Genomic DNA, 26265 nt, shown 5'->3' with positions numbered 1-26265 from the left:
TGGCGCTGGACTAAACAAAGGCCCCCTTTTAGGGGGCTCACACAAAGCCACCTTCTTTAGAAGGTGGTAATTTACTTGTAAAACATGCCTACTCAACCTACGCCCTAGAAAAGAAACACTCTAGAGGAGGTAGACATGATAGTAGATTAAGTGTTGTATAGAAAAACGGGGCACCATTGGTGCCCCGTTTTGACATGACTGAAGTGCGATATTACTTCTTGCGGCAGTATTCTGCGATCACGTACATCGACTGACCACCATTTGCCTTACCCGAAACTAGCTTTGGATCATCGCCAAGGCTAATACCACGAATCACTGTACCTTGTTTGATTACTTGGTTAGTGCCTTTTACTGGTAGGTCTTTAATTACTGTTACATCGTCACCTTTCTTAAGTTCAGTGCCGTTACAGTCAACCGTTTTATCGTCAGCAGACATCCCTTTCATTGCCCAGTTCATTTGCTCTTCTTCCATGTACATCATGTCAAGAGCATCTTGAGCCCAGCTTTCTGTGTTTAGGCGAGTGAGTTGGCGCCATGCAGTCACTTGTACAGCAGGAACCTGGCTCCACATGCTTTCGTTTAGACAACGCCAGTGATTAATGTCTTTTGGCTCATCGATCTCACCCAGACACTTATCACAAACCATGATGGCAGTATCAACCGTCACATTACCGTGAGGTGGGACAGCGTATGCAGTTAGTTGAGATTCAGAAGAACACAGTTCACATTTTGACTCGCAGCGCGCAAGCAGAGTAGCTTCAATAGACATAAGGACTCACCTTAGTAATGTTATTTTGTGGCGGTATTATCCACTTTATCCTGAGAAATAAAAGGGTGTTAGCGAATTAAAGACTAGATTTTACAATACTCCAACCTGATTAAGGTGAAGATGTAAAATATTCGCTAAATAAATAATACGGAAGTATAAAAGACACTATTAATTGTTTTGGCTTATGAATTAGTTGTGTCAATTTCTACAACGATTACAAGCCTAAAAGAGGTAAATGTAGAGAGAGGGTGGCTAGAACATAGCCCTCTAATTTACAGAGGGCCTGTCGTTAACGTTCGACAATCTGGACAATTTGCTCTTTTGAAATACTCATTTCTTTACCATCCATGTCTTCATACTCGTACATACCCGTTTCCTCGTTCAGGTCTGGTTTACCGTAAGAGGTAATAATTTTCCCTTCATTTGTCGACATCAGATATTGGCTACTTCCGCATGCAGCAAGAAGTAATACAGTGGCAATAACAGTCAATACGCGCATAGAGTTTTCCTTTTAAACAAGTGAGTTAGGCAAAGACATCGATTTAACTATAGCAGAGGAAATATGAGTGGGTTTGAATAGAATTGAAATGAAAAAGCCCAGTAGAAACTGGGCTTTGGTAGGAAGGGTGTTGCGATTACTTCAAAACAGAAGTGTTAGTGACACCTGTTAGTGTGTCATCCATTAAGAAGTCAGTGTTTTCCATCTGCATCTCTACATGATGATCAATATCAGACAGAGTGCCATTTGGCGAAGCAAAAGTACTGTGCGATGCAGTAGCATTAAACTGTACAAAGCTCGCAGTTGCATTCACATCAGTGTCCGTACTGTTCACAGTCTTCAACCCTAGCTTATTAGCAAGCGGTTCAGTACCCGCGAATGGTGCATTTGGAACGCTGTTTGGTACTGTGCTATCGCCATCCACTTCTGTCATAAAGAATGGTGTCGTTAGCGAACCAGATGCCACTAAATCTGAAGCGTTTGTGAACGGATCGACAGTGTCTAGTGTAGTCTGTGCTGCATAGATAAATTGTGAGAAACCTGCTTCTAGCGCTGCTACTTGAGCTTCCGTTGCCGCAGCCTCAAATGCTTCGTAACATGTTTTATCTTCTAGATCCGCACATGATGCATCAGCGTAAGTCGCATAGTCTTTTGATGCTGCATAAGCGAGGTTATGTTTGATCTGAGGGCCGTAATTGTCTGAACCCAGTAACAAATTACCAATTTGTCCACCAGAGTTCTGTACTGATGCAGAACTAAAGGTGTACAGCGCATCGGCAGTAGGGCTGCCCAATGTATTGTTTGCTGCTGCGACGGCAGATGTAGCTACAATACCGCCAAGTGAATGACCTAGCATTTTGACCTTTGAACCCGTCATTGGGTTGAAGCCTTGCAGAGGACCTCCAGCTAAAAGACCGCCTTGAGCAGATACTACCAAGCTAGCGCGCAAACCTAACACATCCAGAACACTTTGACGTAGGTTGTCACGCGCAACGGCTAAGTTGGAAAGATTTAGATAAGCCAGTACATTCGCATTTGCGGAACGTTGTTCATCTAAGCTGCGCGTACCATGAATAGGTAAGTCAATAGCGATAACTGCCACACCTGCTTTTACCATATTGAACGCGAACGCGTACGCATTCTCTTTCGCTGAGGTGATGCCGTGTTGATAAATCACAGCGTCTGTCGCGACGCCAGATTTAGGTGTGAAGACCAGTACTTCGACATCTTCAACCGATTTCACTACGGGAACAGGCGAGTAGCGAGTTATGATACGCTCACTATCAAGCTGGGTACCATCGGTAAGAGTAAGCTTAGCTCCAACAAGTTTTAGCTGCTCTGTAGGATCTGTAGCAAGCTTTGTCACATCAACAGGATCATTTGCAAAAACGCCTGTTGATAGCTGCTGAACCATGTTTGCTTGCTCGTTCGGATCCGCTAATGCTGCGCTTAGCTTCGCTAGGCTTGGCATCGCAGATACCATTGGTTGCATGTTCCAGCTTGCGCCTTTTTCCAGGTAATGAGGCAGTCTTACCACACCTTGTGTCACGCTTACATCGGCACCTGATTGCATGTAAAGGCCTTTAATTGCCGTTTTAGCTGCGTCTAGATCGCTAATGTATTTACTAAAGTCATCGTCAGAGTCTAGCGCAGTGCTAAAGTCTTGGGTTTCACCGAGCGTTATTGTGTAGGCCGTTGATAAGTCAACTGAACCTTCGTTTGAGTCATTTTTGTAAACGGTATTTAGTGTGTTTGCGCCGGTAGAAAAACCAGTAGCGGTTACTCCTTTGACTGCCGCTAACGTATCACCTACAGACTGGGTACTGAACCATGAGGAGTAAACGATGTCGTTAGGGTTTACTTTGGCGATACCAAAAATGCCTTCAACCGCCTGAGTGACTGCTTGAACAGAAGCAAGGTCGCCAGTTTCATAAACGATTTCTTTCGATTTACCAGTCGCATAACTTGCTGATGTACCAATTGGCTCACCATTCACGTCAGTAACATCTTGTGTAACCGCAAAAATGTACTCGCTTGACTCATCAAGTGCAGCCAAGAACTGGACGTACAGAGAGTTACCTTTTGCTTGAACTACGTAGTCCTGATTCTGAACGAGTACCTCTTCGATTGGGTTAGATTTACCGTCCCACTCGGTTAAGCGTTGGTTAATCTTGATGACTTTAACACCAGACGGCAACATGCCCGTTGCAAAACCATCGCCTTTAAAGTTCAGAACGATTGGCATAGACGTTGACCATCCATCCATCGTATTCATCGAGGCTCTAGGGTTGGTTAAAGCATCATCGCCATCAGTTGGCAGACCAAGCGTACCATCGCTTGTGTCCATTAATAAGTAAGACGGTGCCGGTACATCTGCGTTCGCTCCTTGAAGCGTAAAACTGATGGATGTTTCGCGATCAAGCAATGCTTGGACTTCATCTTCAAATTGAACTTTGTCGGAAGTACCAGAGCTGGAGGTATCATCACCACAACCAGCAAGAAGGATTGCAGAACAAAGCATTGATAATTTAAACGTGTGTTTCATTGGTTTACTCCGTAATCCCATTATTTGAAGGTGTAGTTCATCTGTACCGCGCTGATGTAAGCAGTACCTTCTGAGTCAAACTTAATCTCTTCACCCAGAGCATTTGTCTCAGTGAAAGAGCCTGATTTACTCTTAACAAGTGCAAAGCCTGCATCGAAAGTTAAATTCTCACTCATTGCGTAAGTTAGGCCCGCGCTGTACCAAAAACGGTCACTGTCAGGGATACTCAATGTCGCTTCACCTGCTTGTTCGTCGTACGCAAAGCCTGCACGGAATGTCCAGTCTGTATTAAGTATGTAAGTTGCACCAATGGAGTAGCGATTGTTGTCTTCATATTTCTCAGGTTTAAAGAAACATACTCCGTCATTACATTCGTTACTGGTCGCTTTTAGTTCTTTAAATGTGCTCCAGTCGGTTTGTTGCCAGCCGTAATGTACAGCCCATTGTTCATTCAATTGATGGAAAGCCGATAATTCGATAATTGAAGGAAGAGAGATTTTTAAACGGCCATCCACTTTTGGTGATGAAGCTCGACCAGAGTCGTAACTACTAAACTCACCGTCATCAAAATCTAGATCAACCTTAGAGCGGTAGCCAAAGCCAAAACGGTTGTTTTCATTTAGCTCAAATAAAGCGCCGACATTCCAACCCCAAGCGAAAGTTTCGCCTTCCATGCCGACAAGGTTATCGGACTTATTACCACCTAAAATACCGGCGAGTGCGCCTTTGTGACGAGTCAGCTCTGCTTCAGCGTATACGAGGTTGATACCACCACCGACACTGAAAGACTCGTTGATACGGTAAGCGACATTAGGGTTGATGTTTACTGAAAGTAGGGAAGTGTCACCCGCCATATCACCTGCGGAAATATCATTTGGATAGTCGGTAGCAACACCGTATGTTGTGAACATACCGATACCCCAAGCCCAGTTATCATTGATAGGGCTGATGTAATAACCTGCTGGCACGATCTGTAAAGGAGCGACATCTTTCGCGTGTTCATTGTTTACAGTGTCGTACACATCGACTTCAGGGTCGATGATAGATAACGCGCCCGAAAATTGAGCTTCTTTGAAAAGTGTCATTGCTGCAGGGTTACGAGCAAGGACGCTGGCATTATCTGCGACAGCCCCTTCACCTGAAAATGCTCGACCAAGACCAGATGCCGAATGTTCAGCTACCTGGAAGCCCGCTGAGTGGGCATTACACGCAAACAATATTGAAATTGTAAGCAGAGAGCAGTGCTTCTTGTTCATCCTTGACCCTCCTAGGGTGTCATAATGCTGGACCGAAGTCCTTGTAATTGTTGTGTGGTACTTACACCAATTGTTAATACGCGAAATACAACGATGATGTAAATGTAATGTTAATTGTATGTTTAATAACTTGTCAAAGTTTGAGCGTATTTTGCGTTTTAAATATGATGCATAGGTCAAACGATGGCTTGTAAGGGCATGTATTATCTTTATATTTTTGAAGAGAATGGTACGACCAGAATTGTTTTGCGAGCTTTATAGTTAAATAACGATCAAATCAAGAGATAGCTCGCTTTGCTGTTTCTTCACTTCACAGGCATAATTCGCGCTCGCTATGTAGTTATTCAATAGACGCAATAGGAACCGCATTGGAATTACTGAATGTTGAATTTTTAGGTCGTTCGCTAAGGCTCGAAGGATCGATGGCTGGGTGGCAGCAGTTATATTGGGATAATACGTTGGTGTCTCAAATCGATGCCAGTGACAATACCGCAGAGACTTGTCTACACCAGTTTAGGCTCTCTGCGGGTGAGGAAATCCTGAACTGTCATTTAGAGTGTTCTTTAACATGGCAACCGTTTGAATTGAGTTACAAGGTCACAATTAACGGTGAGCTCGTCAATGAAGGTTGTCGAAATGAAAAAGACATCGAGCGCCAAGTGCCAGAAGTTACGCCACCATCCGAAAAGCGTTTAAGTGTAATAGGCCTCGTATCTCTTGGGGTGAAAGCACTTAAAAGTGCGAAAGTTATTAAAGTGGCGTTAGCGTCTGCAAGTCTCGCTGCATATTCTTGGCTATTTTCCATCGAGTTCGCGCTAGCGTTGATCGCTTGTTTGGTTTTTCATGAATATGGTCACATTAGAGCGATGAAGTATTTTGGAATGAAGACCAAAGGAATCTATTTGATTCCATTCCTAGGTGGTTTGGCGCTAAGTGACGAAAAGATAAACACGCGCTGGCAGGATGTGGTTATCTCAATCATGGGACCATTTTTCGGTTTAGTACTTAGTATTGTTTTTACTTTGCTTTATTGGATGACTGGTGAGGTGATCTTCGCTGGGCTTGCTGTGTTTAACGCCTTGCTAAACCTATTTAATCTGCTGCCTATTTTACCATTAGATGGTGGCCATGTGCTCAAAAGTATTACCTTCTCAATGAATACTTGGGTCGGGTTAGTTGGCAGTATTGCGACCGCTTTATTAGGCATTTTTATCAGTTACTATTTCGGTCTGACGTTGCTAGGGTTTTTATTGTTAATGGGAATGTTGGAAGTGGTGATGGAATGGAGAGCTCGACATCAAAGCCATTTATTGCCATTAACCCGTTATGGGCAGCTATTCTCACTGGCTTGGTACTTGGTCTCTGTCGGAGGTTTTGTTTCTATCATCTGGTATTTTGCCACTCTCGGAGATAGTTTGTTAAGTTTGCCGCTACAGATATTGGGCACTTGATTAGAATCATTAAAAGCTCCCTAGGGAGCTTTTTTATTTGGCAAGCTTAAGTAGTAGACGATAGTAGCAATGAATTAGCCACATCTTGGTGCTTTCGCGTTATACGCAGGCAGCTTATTTATGGTTGCTTGTAAATCTTTAATGCGCGTACTGTGCGATGGGTGGGTTGAGAAGAATTCAGGTGGTTGAGAACCACCTGATGCAGCACTCATATTTTTCCATAAATCGACACTTTGACGTGGGTCGAAACCTGCTTTTGCCATGAATTCCAGCCCGACAATATCAGCCTCAGATTCCTGAGTACGACCGTATGGCAAAATAACACCGTATTGGACACCGACACCAAGTGCCGCCATCGTCATTTGTTGATACTGTTTGTACTCGGAAGCTCCAATGGCAACGTTTGCTAGAGACAACCCGGCATTTGCTAACTGACTTTGTGAAAGACGTTCATTACTGTGGTCAGCGAGGACGTGAGCGACTTCGTGACCAATAACTGTTGCCAACTGATCTTGGTTTTTCGCGACATCTAAAAGCCCGGTATACACGCCGATCTTCCCACCTGGTAGAGCAAACGCATTGACTTGTTCACTATCAAAAACAACGACTTCCCAGTCTTTAAATCCAGATTGAGCGGGAATGGTGTCAGTGATGTGTTTGGCAACGCATTGAACGTAGGCATTCGTTTTGCGATCTTTGCTGATTGGGATATCTTTCTTCATTTGTTCGAAAGATTTAGCGCCAAGCGATGACATTTCCTGATCTGAAAACATCAGGATCTGGTTGCGACCCGTCGGTGATGCGCTACACGCTGTTAAACCCGCGATAGTTAAAAGAGCAGAGGCTTTCATCCATACCTTCATAACAGGCTCCATTTAATTTTTTGTTTTGAAGCAATAGTATATACCCAAATAGTAACATGATGCATGGATCAAGTTATTCATCTGATTAATAAAGAGGGTGAGATGTTACGTCTTGAAGTTATGCCCAAGTAGCGTCTATGCTAGCTTCCTAGCACGTCGTTACAACCTAACAAACCAGTTTGTGAAACTAAGAGTAAAACAATGAGTATATGGAAAAAGCCCGTAAGCATAGAGATTCTGAATGCCACGTCAAAAAATACCCTGATCGAGCACCTACAAATTAAATATACAGATTTCACTGACGACTCCCTTACAGCAACCATGCCCGTATGCAGCTTTACTCATCAACCTTTAGGAATGCTTCACGGTGGTGCATCAGTCGTGCTCGCAGAAACATTAGGCTCATTGGCTGCAAACTTCTCTGTCGATGAGGGCAGCTACTGCGTCGGTTTAGATATTAACGCGAACCATGTGCGAGCCATGCGAAGTGGTCATGTGATTGGTACGGCAAAACCGCTTCATCTGGGTATTTCAACGCAAGTGTGGCAAATCGATATCACAGATGAGCGAGGCCGTTTAGTGTGTACCAGTCGCTTGACCATCGCTGTGAAACAACACAAAACAAAGTCGGTATAAACTAAGATGGTGATTGAGTTTTCATTAGGAAAAATCATTGCAACCCAGCGTGAAATAGTGATTAAGCTCTCCGGTAGTGCAATGGTAACCTTGCAAGCGCAAACCGATGCAATTCAGTTGCTGGGTAGAGGAGCGAACGTTGTTTTATCTCATGGAGCAGAGTGCAAATGGTCTATCAAGCTGGACAACGAGGAACAACTGGCCGAACTTTCGCGAGAAATTGGTATCGATATTCAATAATTTATAGTGTGATGTTTGCACTTTTTGGTAAAAATGAGGAAACTTAGCTTATCGACAACAAGATAAGAATTTCCTCTTTATGAGTAGCCCTCGTTTACGTGTTCAGTTCGAAACACTGTTTGAAAAATTTTCCGGTCACGATACGGACGTTCAGCTCGAAGACATCACCGAAGCGTTGTTTTGTACACGTCGTAATGCTCGTATTGTTCTAAATAAACTTGAAGAAGAGGGCTGGATTGAGTGGCATCCGGCAGCGGGTCGAGGAAAACTTTCGAAACTCGTTTTTAAACGTAATCGAAGCGACGTCAGCGAAAACCTCGCCAGGCGTTATCTCGATGAAGGGAAAATCGGTCAGGCTCTAGATGCGCTTGATAACGATGCGGCACGATTAACGCAGGTTATCCAAGGTTATTTAGGGCTTCAGCATCGACAGGGCGAGCAGGTCGTGCGTTTGCCTTATTATCGACCATTGTCGATGTTAAACCCGCAGAAACCGATGCGGCGTTCTGAACAACACATCGCCAGACAAATTTTTAGCGGACTCACTCGCCTTGATGAAAATGAACAACTTCAACCAGATTTAGCCCATACGTGGGAAGCAATTTCTGATACACATTGGCGTTTTTATCTTCGTCGTGGAGTACGCTTTCATAACGGTGAACCGTTAACAACCAGTTGTGTTCTTGAAAGTGTGCTTGCGTTAAATAGCTTGAACTTGTTTTCTCACATAAAGCGGGTGTCTTCGCCACAAGAGTGGACCGTTGATATTGAGCTCGTCCGTCCTGATCGCTACCTGCCTCTGGCTCTGAGTGAGTCGCAAGCAAAAATTTTGCTACCGAGTGCTTTGCGTTCTGAAAGCTTCGATAGACAACCGATAGGGACAGGGCCGTTCCAAGTTAAAATGAATGATGATAAGCGTCTTATTTTGACTGCTTTTGATGGCTACTTTGGTTTTCGCCCTTTACTTGACCAAGTGGAGGTGTGGGTAATCGATGAAGCCTATTCTTCAATGGTTTATCCAAGCCTGTCAAAGCCGAAGATGGATAAACAAGGTTCATCCGATGAAGTCGAGCTGGACCCTGGCTGTACATTCCTATTACTAAACAAAAACACTGGGATTGCAAAAGATCCACGTTGGGCAGAGTTCCTCTCGCAAACCCTCAACAGTCACCAGATTTACGCGCATGTTCCACAAGATAAAGTGATGGAACTGGGAGTATTGCAAGCCTTTGGCCTTAAGCCCGGTTGGATTGATCTCAGGCCAGCGGAAGCGGGCAGCGTACCACAGGCTAATAAGGTAATTTCCGTAGCGTATCAGAAAAAGCATCCGATGTTTCCAGTAGTTGCCAAGGCCATCAAGACACTCTTAAAACCGCACGGTATAGAGGTTGAGTTTATTCGTTATGATTCTCAACCGCCCGCACCGGAGGAAGTGGATATCTGGATGAAAGCTATGGGCATTGCAACGAACCGAAATGACGCGTTGGCGGGCTGGCTCCTGGATTACAGTGATATTGAGAAGTTCAGTTCAGGTTACGATTTTAGTGAATGGGCTAAACTTGTCGATCAATGGCGTGCCGGCATGCACACAGACTTTCCTGCGCGTGAGCTAGGACGACAATTAGTAAAAAGCTGTCAGGTGATTCCTATGTTTCACTGCTGGCTAGGCGTGAATAAAGACCACAGCGGTGCGTTACAAAATGCAAAGTGTAATGCCTTAGGTTGGTTTGATTTTAATAATGTATGGGTCAAACCGGATATAGAAAGTAACCATGGCGAAACCGAATAAAAAACAACCGACGAAAACCGTCGATATCTTTTGCTCTAAATGTAAAACTCAACTATTTAAGTACCGTAAAGGCGCACTGGTTAAATGCTTCAAAGAGCGCATTGTTGACGATTTCACACAAACCCCATGTATTTGCCCCGCTTGCGGACAAGAGTTTGCAAGAGACACTTTAGTAAGAGGAACCCCCGCTTACAAAATGATTGGCGGCAAAGTGACGATGAAATAATAAAGGGCTAGAAAATGAGTATGAAACATGACTATTGCATGGTTTTAAGTACAACCAGTAATGAAAAAAATCGAGATCAGATCATTAAAGGTTTGCTAGATGCTCAATTAGCCGCGTGTATTCAAACGATGCCTATTGAAAGTCACTATGTGTGGAAAGGGGAGATTTGTACTGACAACGAATGGTTGCTGGTGATCAAAACTCGTCGAGAACTTTATGAATTGGTGGAAGAGAAAATAGAAAACCTGCACGAATACGAGGTAGCTCAAATCGTACAGGTTCCAATTGTTGATGGGTTTAACCGTTATTTAGAATGGTTGAGAGAATCGACGTTGAGCCGACATTAAGAATAACGACAACACTGCACCAACGGTATCGCACAACATATCTTTCTGGGCGTCCCATATGTCACCTTGCGAGCCCAGAAAGGCAATTCCCTCATCGCCACCAGCCAACTCCGCATACCACCATTCGATAATCTCATAGCCAGCAGCAAGTGACATGATAGCAAACAAAGCAAACCAGCAAGAGAACGCTTTGTTGAACCGTTTTTTGTTTATCAAGTATTCAGCGATCGGATATGCGTAAAGGCCAATTGAAAAGTGCGCAACGCGATCAAAATTATTTCGCTCTGAACCAATCATGTCGTTAAACCAGTCAAACGGCACTTCGGAGAACGTATATTTCGCACCGATAGTGTGCAAACAGAGCCAGATGAACATTAAAAAGTAAGCCGTATTACTGAACTGATAGCGAATCGAAATCGCCCAAATAGCAACAAGAATACCAATCGCCGGGATAATCTCCGCAAACCAAACTGCGCGTGAGTTAGGTTCCAACGCAGAAAATAAAAACACGATGGCATAAAAAATCGTTAATCCTAAGAGTGTCGAGGTGCTTTTCATAGAGTTATTTGATCCTTCAATTTATCTTACAGTGGGACTCCATAGATTGTGTTAATGATTGCACTTAATTGAACGGTGTGCAATTGATATTTTAATGGGTTTTTTGATCACTGAAAATGTTGATTTATTGGCAAACTGCTCAACATTAAAACGTTTGCGCGTGCACTTTTCATTAAAGTTTGATTTACAACATGCCCATCCATAGAATCCATGATTCAGTCTAATAAAAAAGAAGTAAAGCCATGAAACTGGAAACTGTCGATTATCTTGCTGACGATGCTGCTCAACAGTTCGTTACCTCTCTACGCGAAACGGGGTTCGGTGTGTTGAAAAACCACCCGATTCCACAAGAGCTTGTAGAGTCAATTTACAAAAACTGGCATGAGTTTTTCTGTTCAGATCAAAAGAATGATTTTCACTTTAACGTAGACACCCAAGATGGCTATTTCCCACCTTCAGTGTCTGAAGTGGCGAAAGGGCACAAAGTGAAAGACATCAAAGAGTACTTTCATGTTTACCCTTGGGGGCAGATCCCAGAGCAGCTTAAAGCTGAAATCTTAGAGTACTACGAGCGTGCCAATGCGTTTGCTCAAGAGCTATTAGGCTGGGTTGAAGCGTACGCACCTAAGGACGTTCAAGAGAAGTTCTCTATCGCGTTGTCAGAAATGATCAATAACAGTGACAAAACATTACTACGCGTGCTTCACTATCCACCGATGACAGGCGAAGAAGAGCCAGGTGCTATTCGTGCTGCTGCGCATGAAGACATTAACCTGTTAACGGTTTTGCCTGCTGCTAATGAGCCTGGACTGCAAGTAAAGAGTAAAGAGGGTGATTGGATCGATGTACCATGTGACTTCGGAAACTTAATCATCAATATTGGTGATATGCTTCAAGAAGCGTCAGGTGGTTATTTCCCTTCAACGACTCACCGTGTAATCAACCCTACGGGTGGCCGTCAAGAAAAGTCACGTATTTCATTACCGTTGTTCCTGCATCCAAAGCCGGAAGTGGTGTTATCTGAACGCTACACTGCACATAGCTACCTTATGGAACGTTTACGTGAGCTAGGGGTTATTTAACCTTTACGTGATCTCCTTACAAAGGCCGATGGTGAATGACTATCGGCCTTTTTGCATTTATGCTACAAAGTGGAAATTATGTTTTTTGTGCCGTGAATGGGGCCCTAAACTCGTGTCAGAGAGGATGAATGGAAGGACAACGTACTGTCAATAGTATTGAGCCTCATGCAATAGAAAATCCGCTGCTTTGGCCAATGTTAGAAATTCTGAGAAAACAGCCCTCTAATTGGAAAGTGCACACCTTGGCAAGCTCGTTGGGTGAACAAGGTTATATTTCAAAGCTGGACGACTCTCCCGATAAGGATTTATTCAAAAGAAATTTCCTGATCATGAATGCATTATATCAACTGCAAGACACTCTGTATCCGGATAGCTGGCTTCAAGTCGAAGCCATGGATATTCAGCTCATGTCTTCGATGGAAGCTTTGAGGCATAAGATCGATATTCATGATCCTTTGCGTGAGTATTACTTAGATTGGCGCAATTACGAAGCGGACGAAGATGAAGTGCGTCGACTGTTGAATGAATTTTGGACAACTTATCAAAAGTTCATCGGTGGTTCGTCAGTAGCCAGCGTAGATAAGACAAAGGCACTGTCACTATTTGAACTTAACACTGACGCTACGCCTGCGGAAATTAGAAAACAATGGCGAAAACTCGCGCTTCGTTGGCATCCTGATCGAGAAAATGGCGATGCAGAAAGATTTAGAGTTCTTTGTGAAGCGTGGAATGTACTGAGAAACGAATGATTCGCTAAGAATAAAGATAAAGGAAGGCAGCTAACTATAGCTGCCTTTTGATTGAACTGTCTCTGTCAGCGTATCAAAACTAGCATGATGACTTAAACTGAGATTTTCGCATGCGGTTGAGGGCAGCCATAACGTCTAGTGTGCGTGGTTTGGCTAAGTCGCCTTGCTTAGGAAGAGCGGCATGCCACTCACCAGACAGCATTTCTTCAATCTCCTTCGCCGGATGATTACACCAACCTGGAAGTTGAGCAATTTGGAACCATAACCAGCCAATTGTGTTGACTTCATCGGCTGACTCTATCTGTTCCAAAGCGCTAAGATCAGTAAACTCTTTACCAAATCGAAGTGACTCTTTGCCTTTCGCATTCACACGGAACTTGCCGTCAGTAAGAATATTCATCAACGCAACGCGGTTCAGTGCTCGAGGTGGGAAGGTCTGTAAACGTTCTTCTGACTCGTTATGGCGTTGAGTAGGGTGCTGAGCGATAACTTCTTTCGCTTTTTCAGTCACATCAACGGCTTGGTAGTCGTGCATTTGAATGACGGTATCGGCAACGTCTAAGTAGTCGCCCGACCCACCCATAACGATAATGGTAGAGATATCAAGATCATCTCGTAATTGACCAATGCGGTCGACGAGAGGAGTAATTGGCTCATCACCTTTTGCCACCAATGCCTGCATACGCTCATCTCTAATCATGAAGTTGGTAGCAGAAGTATCTTCATCAATCAATAATGTGCTTGCACCCGCTTCAATAGACTCTTGAAGCCAAGCGGCTTGCGACGTTGAGCCTGATGCGTCTTGAGTAGAAAAGTCCGCCGTATCTTTACCCATCGGTAAATGGTTGATGTAGTTTGACAGGTTCAAGTGGTGTACGCATCGGCCATCTTCGGCACGAATCTTCATAGCCTTGTTATCGGCAACAATGTATTCGCGACCATCTCCTGGAATATGATCGTAAATTGAACGCTCTATTGCATTTAATAAGGTAGATTTACCGTGGAAGCCACCACCTACAATCAGTGTGATACCTTTTGGAATTCCTAATCCTGTGACATGGCCCTTGTTTGGCGCATGTAAAGTGACTTGTAGAGATTCAGGGGCTTTAAACTCAACGGCTTCTTTCATTGGAAGGTCGCAATTACCTGCAATTCGAGGAAGAATACTGCCGTTTGCGACAAACGCGACTAAGTTATTGGCCTCTAACTGTTCTCGTAGGGCATCTTGGTCTTCAACAACTTGGCAGTGCTTAATTAAAGCGGCTTTGTCGAGTTCACGCTCTAAAGTTGCTCGACGGATAAACTTAGGCAGGTGGAAAGTCAGTATGTTGTTGGCTTTTTTCCCCAATACTGAACGACCTTCGGCTGGTAAGTTAACTCGAAAACGCAGTTCAATACCTTCTTCAGTAAACAACACCGCGGTGCTATCCAGTACAGTTTGGCCTGTCAGTGAAATTGATACTGAGTTTTCTTGTTTAGCAAACTGTTCAAAACTACGCGCAATAAAATCACGTGCAGCTCTTTGAAATGCAGGAGACTCGTCTCTTAGCCACTCAAGACCAGTCAAAGACCATGCGCGAGTCGCACGAAAACGTGACGCCGATGCATAAGGGTCACCCTGTACATGATCGATAAACAAAGTGAAATCAGTGAAGTCGTATTGACCTTTGATTTGCTGATAAGCTCGGTAGTTCTGCTTTTCAATTTTCTTAAGCGTGGCAGTCAACTGATCCATGAAGATATTGGCCTTTTAATAGAAGCGGGCGGCGATTATAGAAACCACCGCCCTCATAGTAAAGAGAATGCTTAGGAAGAGTAGGCGTATTGCCCGCCAGAAAGGCGCTGATTAAACAAACTTTGCTCAAATTCATTACAAGGCATAGGTTTACCATAAAGAAAACCTTGTCCGATATCACAACCCTCACCAATAAGAAACTGCTCTTGTTGGTGGGATTCAATGCCCTCGATCACTACTTGGAGTTCCAGTTTTTTTGCAATGTGTATGATTGAACAAATGATCTCGCGATCATCATCTGACTTTTCCATTTGCTGGACGAAGCTTTTATCAATTTTGATGGCATCAAACGGATATTTCTTTAAATAGCTGAACGAGGCATATCCTGTACCAAAATCATCAAGTGACAATGTCACACCTAGTTTGTGCAACTTATTTAACGTTGTGCGTGCTACTATTTCATCGGCAATTAGAGCGCTCTCGGTTACTTCGAGTTCGAGAAAGTGTGCTGGCAAATGGAAAGTGTCGAGTAGGTGTTGCACTTGTTCTGCAAAATTTACGTTTTGTAATTGAATGGGAGAAACGTTGACGGCAATTTTGAAGTTATCGATTAACTCAGACCATTGTTTCGCTTTGTCTATCGCGGTACGCAGAACAAAAGAGCCAACTTCAAAGATAAGCCCGTTTTGTTCGGCCATATGTATCAATGCTTCGTTGGAAACGTCGCCAAGTATTGGATGTCTCCAGCGAAGCAAGGCTTCTGCGCCAATCCATTTACGTGTTTTGGAGTCTACTTGAGGTTGAAAGTACAACACTAAATCGTCGTTACGCACTGCTTGTAAAAGGTAACTTTCCAGTTCATTGTGACTATTGAGATCCGCCGAATGATTTTCTCTAAAATAACTAAAAGGTTCGCCGGATTCTTTACATAGAAGCATCGCGTAACATGCATGTTGAAGGATACGCTTAGCATTGCTGCAATCTTTGTAAGCTTGAACTATACCGATATACGTGTGCAAATGTATTTCTGTTTTGTTGAAGACAAATCCATCTACGCTAATTTTAGTGATATCATCTAATAGTTGATTTAACCGAGCTTCAATATCCTCTCCCCAAATCAATAAAACCATGTCATTCGAACTTGGTCTACCAGTGATAAATCCGCTAGCACCGTGTCTGGTTAATCTGGAGTGAAATTCTTTTAAAATGTTGTCAAAGACCTCGAACCCGTGCCTGGTCTGAATACTACGAGCGTTACTAAAACCAATGTTGATGACCACAAGCGATTGCTGATCACTATCAAGGGACTGTAAGGTGTATTGGACAATGTTCTCAAGTGCAGAGCGATTTAGAAACCCAGTCCCCTGATCATGTGTTTTTTGGTAGCTCACTTGTTTTTCCGCGGCTTTACGGCGATCAATTTCTTGTGTTAAGGAGTAACTTAACTGGGCTAAATCCGTGGTACGATTTTCAATTCGACTCTTTAGCTCGGTGTTAAGTCGCTGAAGTTTATGTTGTTGGTACACAACTGAAAGCTGTGCTTCGATTGAATCTTTGAAAGTTTCAAGCAACTGACGGTAACTATCGTTGTACTCGTTTCTCTCAGAGTCAAGCATACAGATTGTTCCAAATGTCTCCCCATTTGGCCAGAATAGCGGTAAGCCGCAATAAGAAATCATGCCTAGTTTGATGTCTGGGTTATTTTGCCATTCTTCATCTTCAAGCGCATTGGGGATTACAAGCTCGCCTTTCTGTTCTATAACTTGCTCGCAATACAAACCGTTACCAAGCAGCTCTGCATCGCCAGTACGATAAGGATTACCTAGAGTTTCGCTAGATGTATTTACTTCTATGCGATCCGGATGGATACGCATAATTAATGTGGTGGGTACGTGTGTTATTTGAGCCAGTAAGTTGACGATTTCCTGCCAACTTCTTCGCATAGACTCAGGGATTTCGTAGTCTAATGTTTGCAATCTCCCCATATAGGTCATCCTTTACGTGGTTTCACTTCCTGTGAATTAAAAATGCAGACTGCTCTATTTTGTTCTCGCTTTTTAATTAAGTATAGGGTGGCTAGGGCTCGAAACAAAAAAAAGTCCTGAAAAGTGTTCAGGACTAGGAATAGTTGTCACATATCTCATCCTTGAAACAGGTAACAAGTATCAAGGCTTAAGCGACATTAACGATTCAATAGAAATGTCTTGCGAATAGTCGACATCTTCAAAGTTAAAGCCATTGAGCTTCATAAACTCATCTTTAAAACCTTGGTAATCACCAATCTCTTTAAAGTTTTCAGCATTCATCTGTTCTAAAAGAGCGTGGACTTCTTGTTGAACTTGCGGTTCAAGTTCCAAGTCATCTATTCGAATCAAGCGTTCGCCGTCAACTGGCACTTTCTCTTGATCGTATAACTTCGTAGTAAACAGCCGCTGCATTTGTTCAATACAGCGTTCGTGAGTACCTTTTTCCTTCATCACTCTATAAAGCGCTAACAGGTAGGGACTTAGCGCAGGGATGAATACACTGGCTTTCGTCACCAACGCCTTACACACGGTTGCGTAAGCACCGCCGTCAAAGTTGGCGAGTTTGAGGTTTAATGAATGACTGGTTTGGTGTAAATCGATTTTCGCTCGACCTAACGTACCATCGAGATAAATTGGGTGCGTAATGTCAGGGCCCATGTAAGAAAAGGCGATGGTTTTGCAGCCGTTTGCGATAGAGTCGTTATTGATGAGTGTGTCAATCCAGCTTTCCCAGTCTTCGCCTCCCATTACTTTAATGGTGGCATTGGCTTCCTCTTCTGTTGCAGGCGTTAAGGTGGTTTCTATCCACTTATCGTTCTCCAGCATGATAGAAGCGCCAGTGACAGGTTCACCAATAGGTTTAATGACACTGCGCCAAAACTCATCAGATTCAGGTTTAGGTCGAACACCGGTTGCCAAGCTATAGATGACTAAGTCAACTTCACCCTCAAAGTACGTTTCAATGGCTTCAATCACTTGATTGCGCACCGAACCAGAGAATGCATCGCCAACAATATTTATTGCGGTACGCCCGGCTTGATTTGCTTCTTGCTTAAAAAAGACGTTGTTATACCAACCCGCACTCCCAACCCCTTTCTCTGAAGGGCCACGCTCAAATGAGACGCCAATGGTATCGGCGTTAGCGCCACCGAACGTTAGGGCTATTCGTGCCGCTAGGCCGAAACCAGAGGAGGCACCAATAATCAAAACCCGTTTTGGGCCTTTTTTGATCTGTGGGGCGTGCTTTACGTATTCAATTTGCTCTTTAATAGATGCATGACACCCTTTGGGGTGCGCAGAGCGAGCAACAACACCTTGAATTAACGGTTCTATTCGCATGTTGTTATCTATCCTCGATGAGTGGAATTGAAAATAGATTAACGTAAAGTTACGTAAAACTTATTGAGCTAGACCATTAAAATTAGAGATGTTTAATTAATTCTTGAGCAACGAAATCAGCGATCCAAGGTTGTGCATCTGGTTTTGGGTGAAGGCCATCATCCATCATCCATTCTGGTTTGGTGACAACATGCTCTAAGAAGAATGGCATCAAGGCAACTTGTTGATGCTGTGCAAGCTTAGGGTAGATATCGTAAAACATATCGCTATAGCGCTTACCATAATTAGGTGGAACCCGAATTTGCATCATGACAACGTCCGCACCAGAATCTTTTATCATGGTAATCATTTTTGAAAGATTCGACGTAATAAGTTTAGGAGGGAAGCCTCTTAGGCCATCGTTGGCACCTAACTCAATAAGTACCATGTCAGGGCTATGCTGAGTTAGCAACTGAGGTAACCGTGCTAAGCCATTGCCGGTTGTATCGCCAGAAATGCTGGCATTAATAACTGTTACATCTTGACCATGTTCTGACAACGCATCAGGGAGTAAGCTAGGCCAACTCTCTTCGATCGGCATCTGATAGCCTGCACTCAAGCTATCACCCAAGACAAGTAGCTTTTCGCTCGCATGTGAAGTAGCGGAAAAACAAAAAAATAGAACTAAGGAAAGTATACGAATCATGCAAACACCTGTACTTAATGCACCTATTGTTCAAGCCAATTTGGTTTCTAAACAAGTCTCTACTAATCAAGAACAATTAACAATCCTCAAAGACGTAAATGTTGACATCCGAAAAGGAGAAAAAATCGCCATCGTCGGAACTTCCGGTGCAGGTAAGTCAACATTGATGACGTTGCTAGCTGGTCTTGATACGCCGACATCAGGCGAAATTACTTTATTAGGTCATGAATTATCAAAACTGGACGATGAAGCACGTGCGAAAATTCGGGCTGACTCTTTAGGTTTCGTTTTCCAAAGTTTCCTGTTAATCCCGAGTTTGAGTGCATTACGTAATGTCACGCTTCCTTGTCTTTTACGTGGTGAAGCCGAAGATGAAGCAAGAGCAGCGGAATTGTTAGCTGCTGTTGGGTTAGAAAAACGTGTCGACCATCTACCAAGCCAGTTATCTGGTGGTGAACAACAGCGAGTTGCGCTAGCGCGTGCATTTATGACACAGCCTGAGCTGTTGTTCGCAGACGAGCCTACCGGCAATCTTGACCATCAAACCGCAGACAAAGTGATTGAGCTGCTATTCGATCTTAATGAACAGCACGGGACAACTCTGATTTTAGTAACACACGATGGTCATCTAGCAAGCCGATGTGACCGTATCTATCGTATGGAGGCGGGTGAGCTTAAGGAGGAGATATAATGTCTGCAGTATCATCAAGTGAAGCAACATCCACAGAACAAAACAGTACAACACAGCACTCGCCGAATAAAAGTTTGATACGTTGGAGTTTCGGCGAAATAAGGCAGGGGAACCTTTGGCCTATTAGCGTTGCTCTTATTCTCGTGATTGCGAGTATCTTTGCGCTTTCTGCATTAGCAGAACGAATGGAGCAGGTGATCGTCAAGCAAGGGAAGGACGCATTAACGGCAGATGCGGTGTTTGTGTCTGCTAATCCCATTCCGGACACGTTGTTAGCCTCGACTGAAAGCCTTGAACGTTCGATGATGACGCGATTTGCCACTATGGCATTTAGCGATAATGGTATGCAGCTTATTTCGGTAAGGGCGGTGGATGATAATTACCCTTTAATGGGAGAGCTCGTTCTCGAAAATAATCCGGCCGGTCGCGTTAAAGAGAACCAACTCTGGCTTGATGAGCGGATTATGACTCAACTAAACGTAAAGCCAGGTGACAGTGTCACGATAGGCGATGCCGAGTTTACTGTATCAGGCGCAGTATTGATGGAACCTGGCTTGAGCTTTAATCCATTTCGGCAAATGCCTTCTGCATACATTCATCAAAGTGACGTAGATAAAACAGGAGCAATTCAAGTTGGGAGCCGAGTTCAATACCGTCTGTTTTTACAAGCCGATGATAAAATACTAAAGAGCTTACAAGATGATACGCAGCTTTCTCCGAGCGATCGCTGGCGCACGCAAGATACTGCCAGTCGTAGTAATGAGGTTTTTGAACGCACGACGCAGTATCTGTCTTTGACCGTAGCGATTGTCATCATTATGGCGGCGACAACATTGGTTCTTACTTGTCAAAATTACGTGAACAGCCGGACACAAACTATTGCGATGTTGAAAAGTCTTGGTGCGAGCCGCCGATGGATTGAAAAGTGGTTATTTATTCAAGTCACAATCCTTCTCATTAGTGCCAGTGTCGTCGGTCTATTGTTAGGGAGCGGGCTGGAATATTTATTACGCATTCCACTCAAAGACTTATTACCCGATCCACTCCCTGGTTACGGTGTCACACCATTTTTGGTGGCATTTATCTCAGCAGTCTTGATTACGGTGCCTGCTCTCGGTATACCATTGTTAGGCTTGATTAAAACTCCCGCGTTAGAAGTGCTACAGCAGGGTAAAGCGCAACGTTCTTGGAAGCGAATGTTACTTGTTCTAGTTCCCGTTGTTCCACTGCTTTTACTGTATGCAGATAACACCTTAGTTTGGATCGTGCTCACTGGTATAGCGGTACTGTTTGTGGTACTCGCAGCAGTTAGCGTCATACTCACAAAGCTGTTTGCACGTGTTTCAACCCATCCTGCAATGAAGCTTGCGTTGAGTCGTATCAACCGGACGCCAGTAACCAGCGGTCTACAGTTTGGTGCTTTGGCATTATCTTTGATGTTGCTGTCTATCATTTGGCTTGTGCGCAGCGATATTCTCGCTGATTGGGAGAGAACCTTGCCTGCAGATGCGCCAAATGTGTTCGCATTGAACATTGGTGATTATGAACTCGATAACTACCTAGAAACCCTAGATAAAAATGGAGTTACGCGGTCACAAGCTTATCCAATAATTCGTGGACGACTAACAGAGATCAACGGTCAAAATGTTAAAGAGGTTGAGTACGAAGGAGAAGGTTCTGACGCGATACGTCGAGAGCTAAACCTGACATGGGGAGATAGCCTACCAGAATATAATGATGTGCTTTCGGGTGAATGGACAAACAAAGGGAGTGTATCTGTAGAAGCTGATGTAGCAAATGACTTAGGCATCAAACTCGGTGATACGCTGCGCTTTGTAATAAACAGCCAGAATTACGATGTAGTAGTAGATACCATCCGTTATGTCGAATGGCGTGACATGAAGCCTAACTTTTATTTTATTTTCTCATCTGACGTGATGGCTAATTTACCTGGTTCTTACCTCATCAGTTATAGGATTGAAGAAGGAAATGAAGCGTTGTTGACGTCAATGTCACGTGCTCACCCAACGGTCTCTGTTTTAGATATCCGAACTATGGGCGAGAAAATTCAGGCTTTGATTCAGCAAATCGTATCAACAATCACCATCCTTGCTCTTTTAGGCGTTGTTGCTGGTCTGCTGCTCATCTTTACGCTACTGAGGTTAAGCTTGTCCCAACGCCAACAAGAGATTCGTTTGTATCGCACATTAGGTTCAAGTAAGAAACGGATCAACACAACCCTGTGGGCCGAGTACGGAATTATGGCGTTGATTGCTAGTGGTGTTGCGGTATTCGCTGCGGAAATTTGTGTGGCCGCAGTCATGACATATGGACTCGATCTCAATGCACAAATTCACCCCGAATTGTGGATAGCTTTACCGCTTGCAACATTTGTTACGTTGGCACTTGTAGTGATGAGTTTGTTGAAAAGATTGTTAACGCCAGTAAACACTTAATCGCAGCGAGTGTTATCAAATTTGGAACACTCCATGACACTTTTATTTTAGTTATCCACAAAAACAGTGGGACTCTCAGCCCATTAAATCAGTGGCTTACATGATAATGCTTGAATTTGTATACCACTGATATCATCAGCGTATGACAATTTTAATGAGTCTGTCAAATCTTCATAGTTGATTTACGTGTAGTTCTAGACATAAAAAACCCCACCAATAAGGTGGGGTAATGTCATAATGTTTTATGTCTTTTATAGAAGTCTATCAATTGCTAGGACTTAGATTCTGATAGAAACCTATGATTTGATTTTCTCTATCATTATCGATCTCAGAACGAATTGTGTTGATAATGTTCCCGTTATGATTCACATCGGATACGATATTGAGGTTAACATCTACTTTTTGATGTTGTGTTTGAATTGAACTAATCTCTTTACCAGCACGACCAAGTAGATCGAAGATATTTGTATTTAAGAACTCGGTATATTTATTTTTACCAAAAAAGTTTTCAGGATCTAACAAGCCGCCTTTTCTGCCCTCATATACAGCGTATCCGCCCATTAACCAAGGGTTAGCTCTTGCTGCCATACCTGCTGCTGCTCGTGCGGCTGCACCACCTTTAACACTTGCACTTGTTGCACTACCAAGACCTAGTGCACTTGCTGCACGGCTAATAAGCTTGAACAAACCTTTGAATGCATTTGTTAATGTATTTACAACACTCAAGCCACCGCTTAATATAGTGAAGATCTTCGAGCCGACCCAAATTGAAGCAATTGTTTTACCAATCGTGATAATCTCATCACCATGTTTAACAACTGTGTTAACGAAAGACCTTACAGATTCACCCATTTGTCGGAAAGTAGGCTGTAATTCTTTTAAGTCAGTCATAATGGAGTTGATATTACCTCCACCAAATCCAACAAGGAATTCGTCGGCTAGGCGTCCAACCCCTACACCCATCAACGTGATGTTCTGTCTAGCTTTCACTAATGTATCTAAGTCTTGCTGTGTGAGGTTGAGGTTAAATCGTTCACGTTGTGAAGCAATTTCATCAAGGTTACGCATTGCCTTAAATTGTAGAATGGCATCGTTGCCAAAGCTTTCCATTAAGAACGTGAGCTTGTTCATGTCAGTACCACGGGCTTTAGCCTCTTTCGCGATAAGTTGCATTGCTTCTAGTGGTTTTAACTCTTGAAGCATCTTGTCAGAGATTTTGTTGTTCTGCTTCAACCATTCTGCGATATCTTTGAATTCTCCAGAACCTGTTAAACGGAACTCGCCCAAGCGGTCTGCGAAATCTTGGTAGTTACTGGCGACTTGATCCATCGACAAACCGAATCGGCTGGAGGCTGCGGCTAAATTCTGGAAGGTTTCACTATCCAAGTTACTCTTTTTAATCGCCTGATCTAACTCTGTAGCTCGTTGCAGGGATTGTTGCATACCTACAGTAGCCAACCCAGCACCTACCACACCTGCTGCCATACCAGCACGTTTGAGTGATGACGCTGCCGCCTTACGGCGTTCATTGTGCTGATGGGTTATAAGTGCGCTCTGTTTAGCAAGTTCTCGTGTCCTTTGTTTCTCGCGGCGGTTGCGATCTGAGATTTGGTTTTTCAATCGTTTCTCAAGGTGAAGCAATTCTTCTGTGCTTGAAGCTTGTTTGAGCTTGTTCAGTAAAACTTTCTTCTCAGCAACACCCATGTCACGAATTGCACTTGTGGATTGAGCAAATCGTAGCAACACTTTCTTCTGTGTAGCCTCGATTTGCTCTTGTTCTTTTTGGAGCTTACGATAGTGCTTGATGTGAGCGTCTTGATCTTGTTGTCGTTGTCGCCTAGCTTTAGGAGAACCACCAACACCGAGAACATTTTCAGGGTTAGCTCGATCGAGTTGGCGAGCCAGCTGCTTGCTCTGCTTTAAGACGGAGTTCCAAGACTGTCTATCTAATTTCCATTTCACAGTATTAGTGAAGGAATGGAGTTTTCTTGCCATAATTATTAACCTTATTTTTTGTTAAAAAATGATTCAATAAATTGTTCGTTCGTTTGGCGTTTTAAACCCATAAGATTTACATAGCCATTTTTGTAGAGGTCAGGTAATGCATTCAGCTGCTCACTAAATCCATTATTAGTGCTGTTGGTTTTACGTTGACCATCAATGCTTTTTTGTTCATCTGCTGCGGTTAATAAGTAGCCTCGCTCATAAGACACATTTCGAATATGTTCTAATAGGAGTCGATACTGCATACTGTCTGTTGTCCCAACTTGGAGAGGGGTATATTTGACGATGACATAATCCTTGAGGTTGTAAAATTCATTCACTATCGTAAGCTTAGTGCTTTTGTTATACCAATTGAGAAGTGTCTCATGAGCGTTTAAAGGGCGGTGTTCTTTATCAACAACACTTAATAAATTACCATCTATATTTCGGAGGGGATTCTTACCAACGTAACAAATAAGGCTTAATGTTGGGTTACTCTTAACCACATTTAAATTCATAGTGCTCTTATCATTGACGGGATATTTAGTAGCATTTGCCTGATAACTTGGTAACACTTCTGTCACGGCATCAGCGTAAAATCTTCCAAGGTTGTCATCCATAATATATGTGGGTGTGATCATAAATCATCCTTATTTTCTCAGTTCTTCATCCACAATCTTCTTTATCTTCTTCAATACTGTTCGATAATCTTCTTTAGGATCTTTCTCTTTTGGTTTACCAAATAGGGTATTGATAATTAGAATAGGGATTAGGATAAGAAGGAGGGGAGGTAATTGTTGTATAAATTCCATAGGCTTTTTATAAACCCCTTAGTTAAAAGGGGCTATTGCTAGTAATGTTTAAAGAGTGATACCCTTGTAATCGAGAGTTTCAGATTTAGATTCTTTAACCCATAACTTTCTTTGTTTACCATCTGATAAATATTTACGGACAGCAATAAAACCGTTATCAGTCAGTAGTGATTCTACTTTCGTGTTTTGGTCACACTTACTAACTTTCTTAGCTTCTTCAAACGTCACCCAATCACGCTTTAGTAATTCCGTGAGTTCTTCATTTCCACTAGATAAAAGCTTCTGTTTCGCTGCTGCGGCCGCTTTCGCTGCTCTTAGGTGTAATGCTTGGTCTTTCTCTTCTTCTTGTTCAGCAAGCTTCTGAAGGGCATAGGATTGGGCTTCATCCGGTGCTAACAGTTCTTCATTTTCTAGTTCACATTTCCGAGTTAGAAGACGCTCAATTTCTTGTTTAAGTTGCTCTAATTCTGATTCTTGAACACAATCTGGTTTAAAAGCGATGAAGCCAATTTGACGACCATTGTTGTATTTGGAAAACGGGCGCTGCTGTGAACTTACAGGTGAATAACCTTCACTAAGCTTTTCAGCGTATTCTACAAACACATCTTGGTGTTGTTTATGAGGATGGAGGGTAAACGCTTCAATAGCACCAATCTTCAGAATATACAGGAGATTGCTAGAGGTTAGAGCATATTTGATTTTATCGAGTTCACTACCTGAAATGTGGTCTGGGCGCATATCACCTGCGACTGTTGTATCCCATCGACAGAGACATGTATCAAAAACTTCTTGAACATCCTTTTCAGTAAACGTACTTAGCTCAACTGTCTCATAATATTCGTTAATAAAGTCTTCAAGTGATTTTGTTTCAGTCATATTCATTTTATGTACTCCTATCTTATTATTGTTGTTGTTTGAGTTCAGCGATTAGATTGTCACGTTCGATTAACTTAGCTTTGAGTGATTCGATTAAATCCGCATCAGCTTTTAACCTAGATCGTAAAGCTCGACGTTGTGATTTTGACTTACTAGAGTTTTGAGCAATATTTTCTACACGATTCCGTAATTCTTCAGGTAGATCGTCGAAAGTGAATAACTCATCATCTGCATAAACTTCTAATAGCTGTTCAATCTTTGCAGCTATTTGCCAACCTTCTATATGTTCGTAAATAGGGATTGAATTTTCTTTCTTGATGCGTTCACAAACATCAATAAATAGATCTTGAGGTAAATCTATCTTCATAATTTTGTTTTCCTGTAATTGTTTTTATTTGAATATGAGGGTAGGAGGGGAAAGAGAATTACTGTTATAAATAATTTTTATTTATAAATATTCTTGACCGTTATATTTATCTTCAAGTGATTTTAGAAGGGCTTGAGTGTCGCTATCTTCTTCAACTGTAGGTGAATAATCTTGAACACCTTGAGAGTGATTATGTTCAGGTTCTAGGTGGCTTTGTTGCTTAAATCGATGGAACTAAATCAAGAAGCTACGATCTGATCGGCTACACCCATTAATCGTCGTAGC

General features: G+C 42.9%; 24 protein-coding genes. 10 read left to right on the top strand and 14 right to left on the bottom strand.

The genetic code is table 11. The features are described from left to right. Window positions 1–211 precede the first annotated feature (211 nt). The 4 genes from R7070_RS22835 to R7070_RS22820 all read right to left on the bottom strand — a co-directional run bounded on the left by R7070_RS22835 (window position 212) and on the right by R7070_RS22820 (window position 5069). Window positions 212–769: a PhnA domain-containing protein gene (locus R7070_RS22835; protein WP_005376350.1), complete on the bottom strand. Its 558-nt coding sequence runs from the start codon at window positions 767–769 to the stop codon at window positions 212–214. 289 nt (window positions 770–1058) lie between these two features. After that, window positions 1059–1268 (bottom strand): YgdI/YgdR family lipoprotein, encoded by a 210-nt coding sequence (locus R7070_RS22830; RefSeq protein ID WP_005376349.1) that lies wholly within the window; start codon window positions 1266–1268, stop codon window positions 1059–1061. Between the two features lie 136 nt (window positions 1269–1404). Continuing rightward, entirely contained in the window at window positions 1405–3813 is a 2409-nt protein-coding gene (locus R7070_RS22825) for a VolA/Pla-1 family phospholipase (protein ID WP_256900066.1), read from the bottom strand. A 20-nt stretch (window positions 3814–3833) separates the two neighbouring features. After that, the gene (locus tag R7070_RS22820) at window positions 3834–5069 is read right to left on the bottom strand and encodes an outer membrane protein transport protein (RefSeq protein WP_005376347.1); all 1236 of its coding nucleotides are present in this window, start codon (window positions 5067–5069) and stop codon (window positions 3834–3836) included. A gap of 422 nt (window positions 5070–5491) precedes the next feature. Here R7070_RS22820 and R7070_RS22815 point away from each other — a divergent pair, with 422 nt between their 5' ends. Next, window positions 5492–6520 (top strand): site-2 protease family protein, encoded by a 1029-nt coding sequence (locus R7070_RS22815; RefSeq protein WP_250157869.1) that lies wholly within the window; start codon window positions 5492–5494, stop codon window positions 6518–6520. A gap of 74 nt (window positions 6521–6594) precedes the next feature. On the opposite strand, the gene R7070_RS22810 is transcribed toward R7070_RS22815, so the two are convergent. Continuing rightward, window positions 6595–7383, bottom strand: a complete 789-nt coding sequence (locus tag R7070_RS22810; protein WP_017634168.1) for a M48 family metallopeptidase — start codon at window positions 7381–7383, stop codon at window positions 6595–6597. 201 nt (window positions 7384–7584) lie between these two features. On the opposite strand from R7070_RS22810, the gene R7070_RS22805 reads away from it, so the two are divergent. From R7070_RS22805 to cutA, 5 genes are all read left to right on the top strand, one after another. Next, entirely contained in the window at window positions 7585–8019 is a 435-nt protein-coding gene (locus R7070_RS22805; protein ID WP_005376340.1) for a hotdog fold thioesterase, read from the top strand. A 6-nt stretch (window positions 8020–8025) separates the two neighbouring features. Beyond that, window positions 8026–8259 carry a DUF3389 domain-containing protein gene (locus R7070_RS22800; RefSeq protein ID WP_005376338.1) on the top strand — a complete coding sequence of 78 codons (234 nt, stop codon included), beginning with the start codon at window positions 8026–8028 and terminating at the stop codon, window positions 8257–8259. Between the two features lie 79 nt (window positions 8260–8338). Beyond that, a complete protein-coding gene (locus R7070_RS22795) occupies window positions 8339–10048 on the top strand; it encodes an SgrR family transcriptional regulator (RefSeq protein WP_047101146.1) in 1710 nt (569 codons plus the stop codon). Then, window positions 10032–10274: a hypothetical protein gene (locus R7070_RS22790; RefSeq protein ID WP_256900065.1), complete on the top strand. Its 243-nt coding sequence runs from the start codon at window positions 10032–10034 to the stop codon at window positions 10272–10274. The genes R7070_RS22795 and R7070_RS22790 overlap by 17 nt, the downstream gene beginning before the upstream one ends. A 14-nt stretch (window positions 10275–10288) precedes the next feature. Then, on the top strand, window positions 10289–10621 hold the full coding sequence (gene cutA, locus R7070_RS22785; RefSeq protein WP_318141306.1) for a divalent-cation tolerance protein CutA: 333 nt from the start codon (window positions 10289–10291) through the stop codon (window positions 10619–10621). Here the strand turns inward: cutA and R7070_RS22780 are convergent. Then, window positions 10583–11179: a DUF2238 domain-containing protein gene (locus R7070_RS22780; RefSeq protein ID WP_005376330.1), complete on the bottom strand. Its 597-nt coding sequence runs from the start codon at window positions 11177–11179 to the stop codon at window positions 10583–10585. The two genes, cutA and R7070_RS22780, sit on opposite strands and share 39 nt — an antisense overlap. Before the next feature lie 242 nt (window positions 11180–11421). On the opposite strand from R7070_RS22780, the gene R7070_RS22775 reads away from it, so the two are divergent. Next, window positions 11422–12261, top strand: a complete 840-nt coding sequence (locus R7070_RS22775; RefSeq protein ID WP_005376329.1) for an isopenicillin N synthase family dioxygenase — start codon at window positions 11422–11424, stop codon at window positions 12259–12261. 128 nt (window positions 12262–12389) lie between these two features. After that, complete coding sequence (locus R7070_RS22770) at window positions 12390–13010, top strand: DNA-J related domain-containing protein (RefSeq protein WP_005376328.1); 621 nt, start codon at window positions 12390–12392, stop codon at window positions 13008–13010. Window positions 13011–13089: 79 nt separating this feature from the next. Here R7070_RS22770 and R7070_RS22765 read toward each other — a convergent pair whose 3' ends face one another. The 4 genes from R7070_RS22765 to tesA all read right to left on the bottom strand — a co-directional run bounded on the left by R7070_RS22765 (window position 13090) and on the right by tesA (window position 18795). Next, entirely contained in the window at window positions 13090–14745 is a 1656-nt protein-coding gene (locus R7070_RS22765; RefSeq protein ID WP_017821933.1) for an ABC-ATPase domain-containing protein, read from the bottom strand. A gap of 71 nt (window positions 14746–14816) precedes the next feature. After that, window positions 14817–16730: a sensor domain-containing phosphodiesterase gene (locus R7070_RS22760; RefSeq protein ID WP_017634164.1), complete on the bottom strand. Its 1914-nt coding sequence runs from the start codon at window positions 16728–16730 to the stop codon at window positions 14817–14819. 180 nt (window positions 16731–16910) lie between these two features. Then, on the bottom strand, window positions 16911–18110 hold the full coding sequence (fabV, locus tag R7070_RS22755) for an enoyl-ACP reductase FabV (RefSeq protein WP_064354774.1): 1200 nt from the start codon (window positions 18108–18110) through the stop codon (window positions 16911–16913). An 82-nt stretch (window positions 18111–18192) separates the two neighbouring features. Further along, on the bottom strand, window positions 18193–18795 hold the full coding sequence (gene tesA / locus R7070_RS22750) for a multifunctional acyl-CoA thioesterase I/protease I/lysophospholipase L1 (protein ID WP_054575991.1): 603 nt from the start codon (window positions 18793–18795) through the stop codon (window positions 18193–18195). Here tesA and R7070_RS22745 point away from each other — a divergent pair. Together R7070_RS22745 and R7070_RS22740 are read left to right on the top strand one after the other, a co-directional pair. Beyond that, window positions 18794–19486 carry an ABC transporter ATP-binding protein gene (locus R7070_RS22745; RefSeq protein ID WP_005376323.1) on the top strand — a complete coding sequence of 231 codons (693 nt, stop codon included), beginning with the start codon at window positions 18794–18796 and terminating at the stop codon, window positions 19484–19486. The two genes, tesA and R7070_RS22745, sit on opposite strands and share 2 nt — an antisense overlap. After that, complete coding sequence (locus R7070_RS22740; RefSeq protein WP_256900064.1) at window positions 19486–21942, top strand: ABC transporter permease; 2457 nt, start codon at window positions 19486–19488, stop codon at window positions 21940–21942. The genes R7070_RS22745 and R7070_RS22740 overlap by 1 nt, the downstream gene beginning before the upstream one ends. Before the next feature lie 264 nt (window positions 21943–22206). Here R7070_RS22740 and R7070_RS22735 read toward each other — a convergent pair whose 3' ends face one another. From R7070_RS22735 to R7070_RS22720, 4 genes are all read right to left on the bottom strand, one after another. Further along, window positions 22207–23937 (bottom strand): hypothetical protein, encoded by a 1731-nt coding sequence (locus R7070_RS22735; protein WP_318141305.1) that lies wholly within the window; start codon window positions 23935–23937, stop codon window positions 22207–22209. 11 nt (window positions 23938–23948) lie between these two features. Beyond that, on the bottom strand, window positions 23949–24566 hold the full coding sequence (locus R7070_RS22730; RefSeq protein ID WP_318136183.1) for a phage baseplate protein: 618 nt from the start codon (window positions 24564–24566) through the stop codon (window positions 23949–23951). Window positions 24567–24785: 219 nt separating this feature from the next. Then, window positions 24786–25619: a hypothetical protein gene (locus R7070_RS22725; RefSeq protein ID WP_318136184.1), complete on the bottom strand. Its 834-nt coding sequence runs from the start codon at window positions 25617–25619 to the stop codon at window positions 24786–24788. A 19-nt stretch (window positions 25620–25638) separates the two neighbouring features. Continuing rightward, complete coding sequence (locus R7070_RS22720) at window positions 25639–25980, bottom strand: hypothetical protein (protein ID WP_193284209.1); 342 nt, start codon at window positions 25978–25980, stop codon at window positions 25639–25641. Window positions 25981–26265 lie beyond the last annotated feature (285 nt).

This window comes from Vibrio sp. 1557 (assembly GCF_033340175.1).
Taxonomy (GTDB): Bacteria; Pseudomonadota; Gammaproteobacteria; order Enterobacterales; family Vibrionaceae; genus Vibrio; species Vibrio alginolyticus.
Note: the sequence above shows the minus strand (reverse complement) of the source record. Positions and strands in the feature narration are given on the sequence as shown.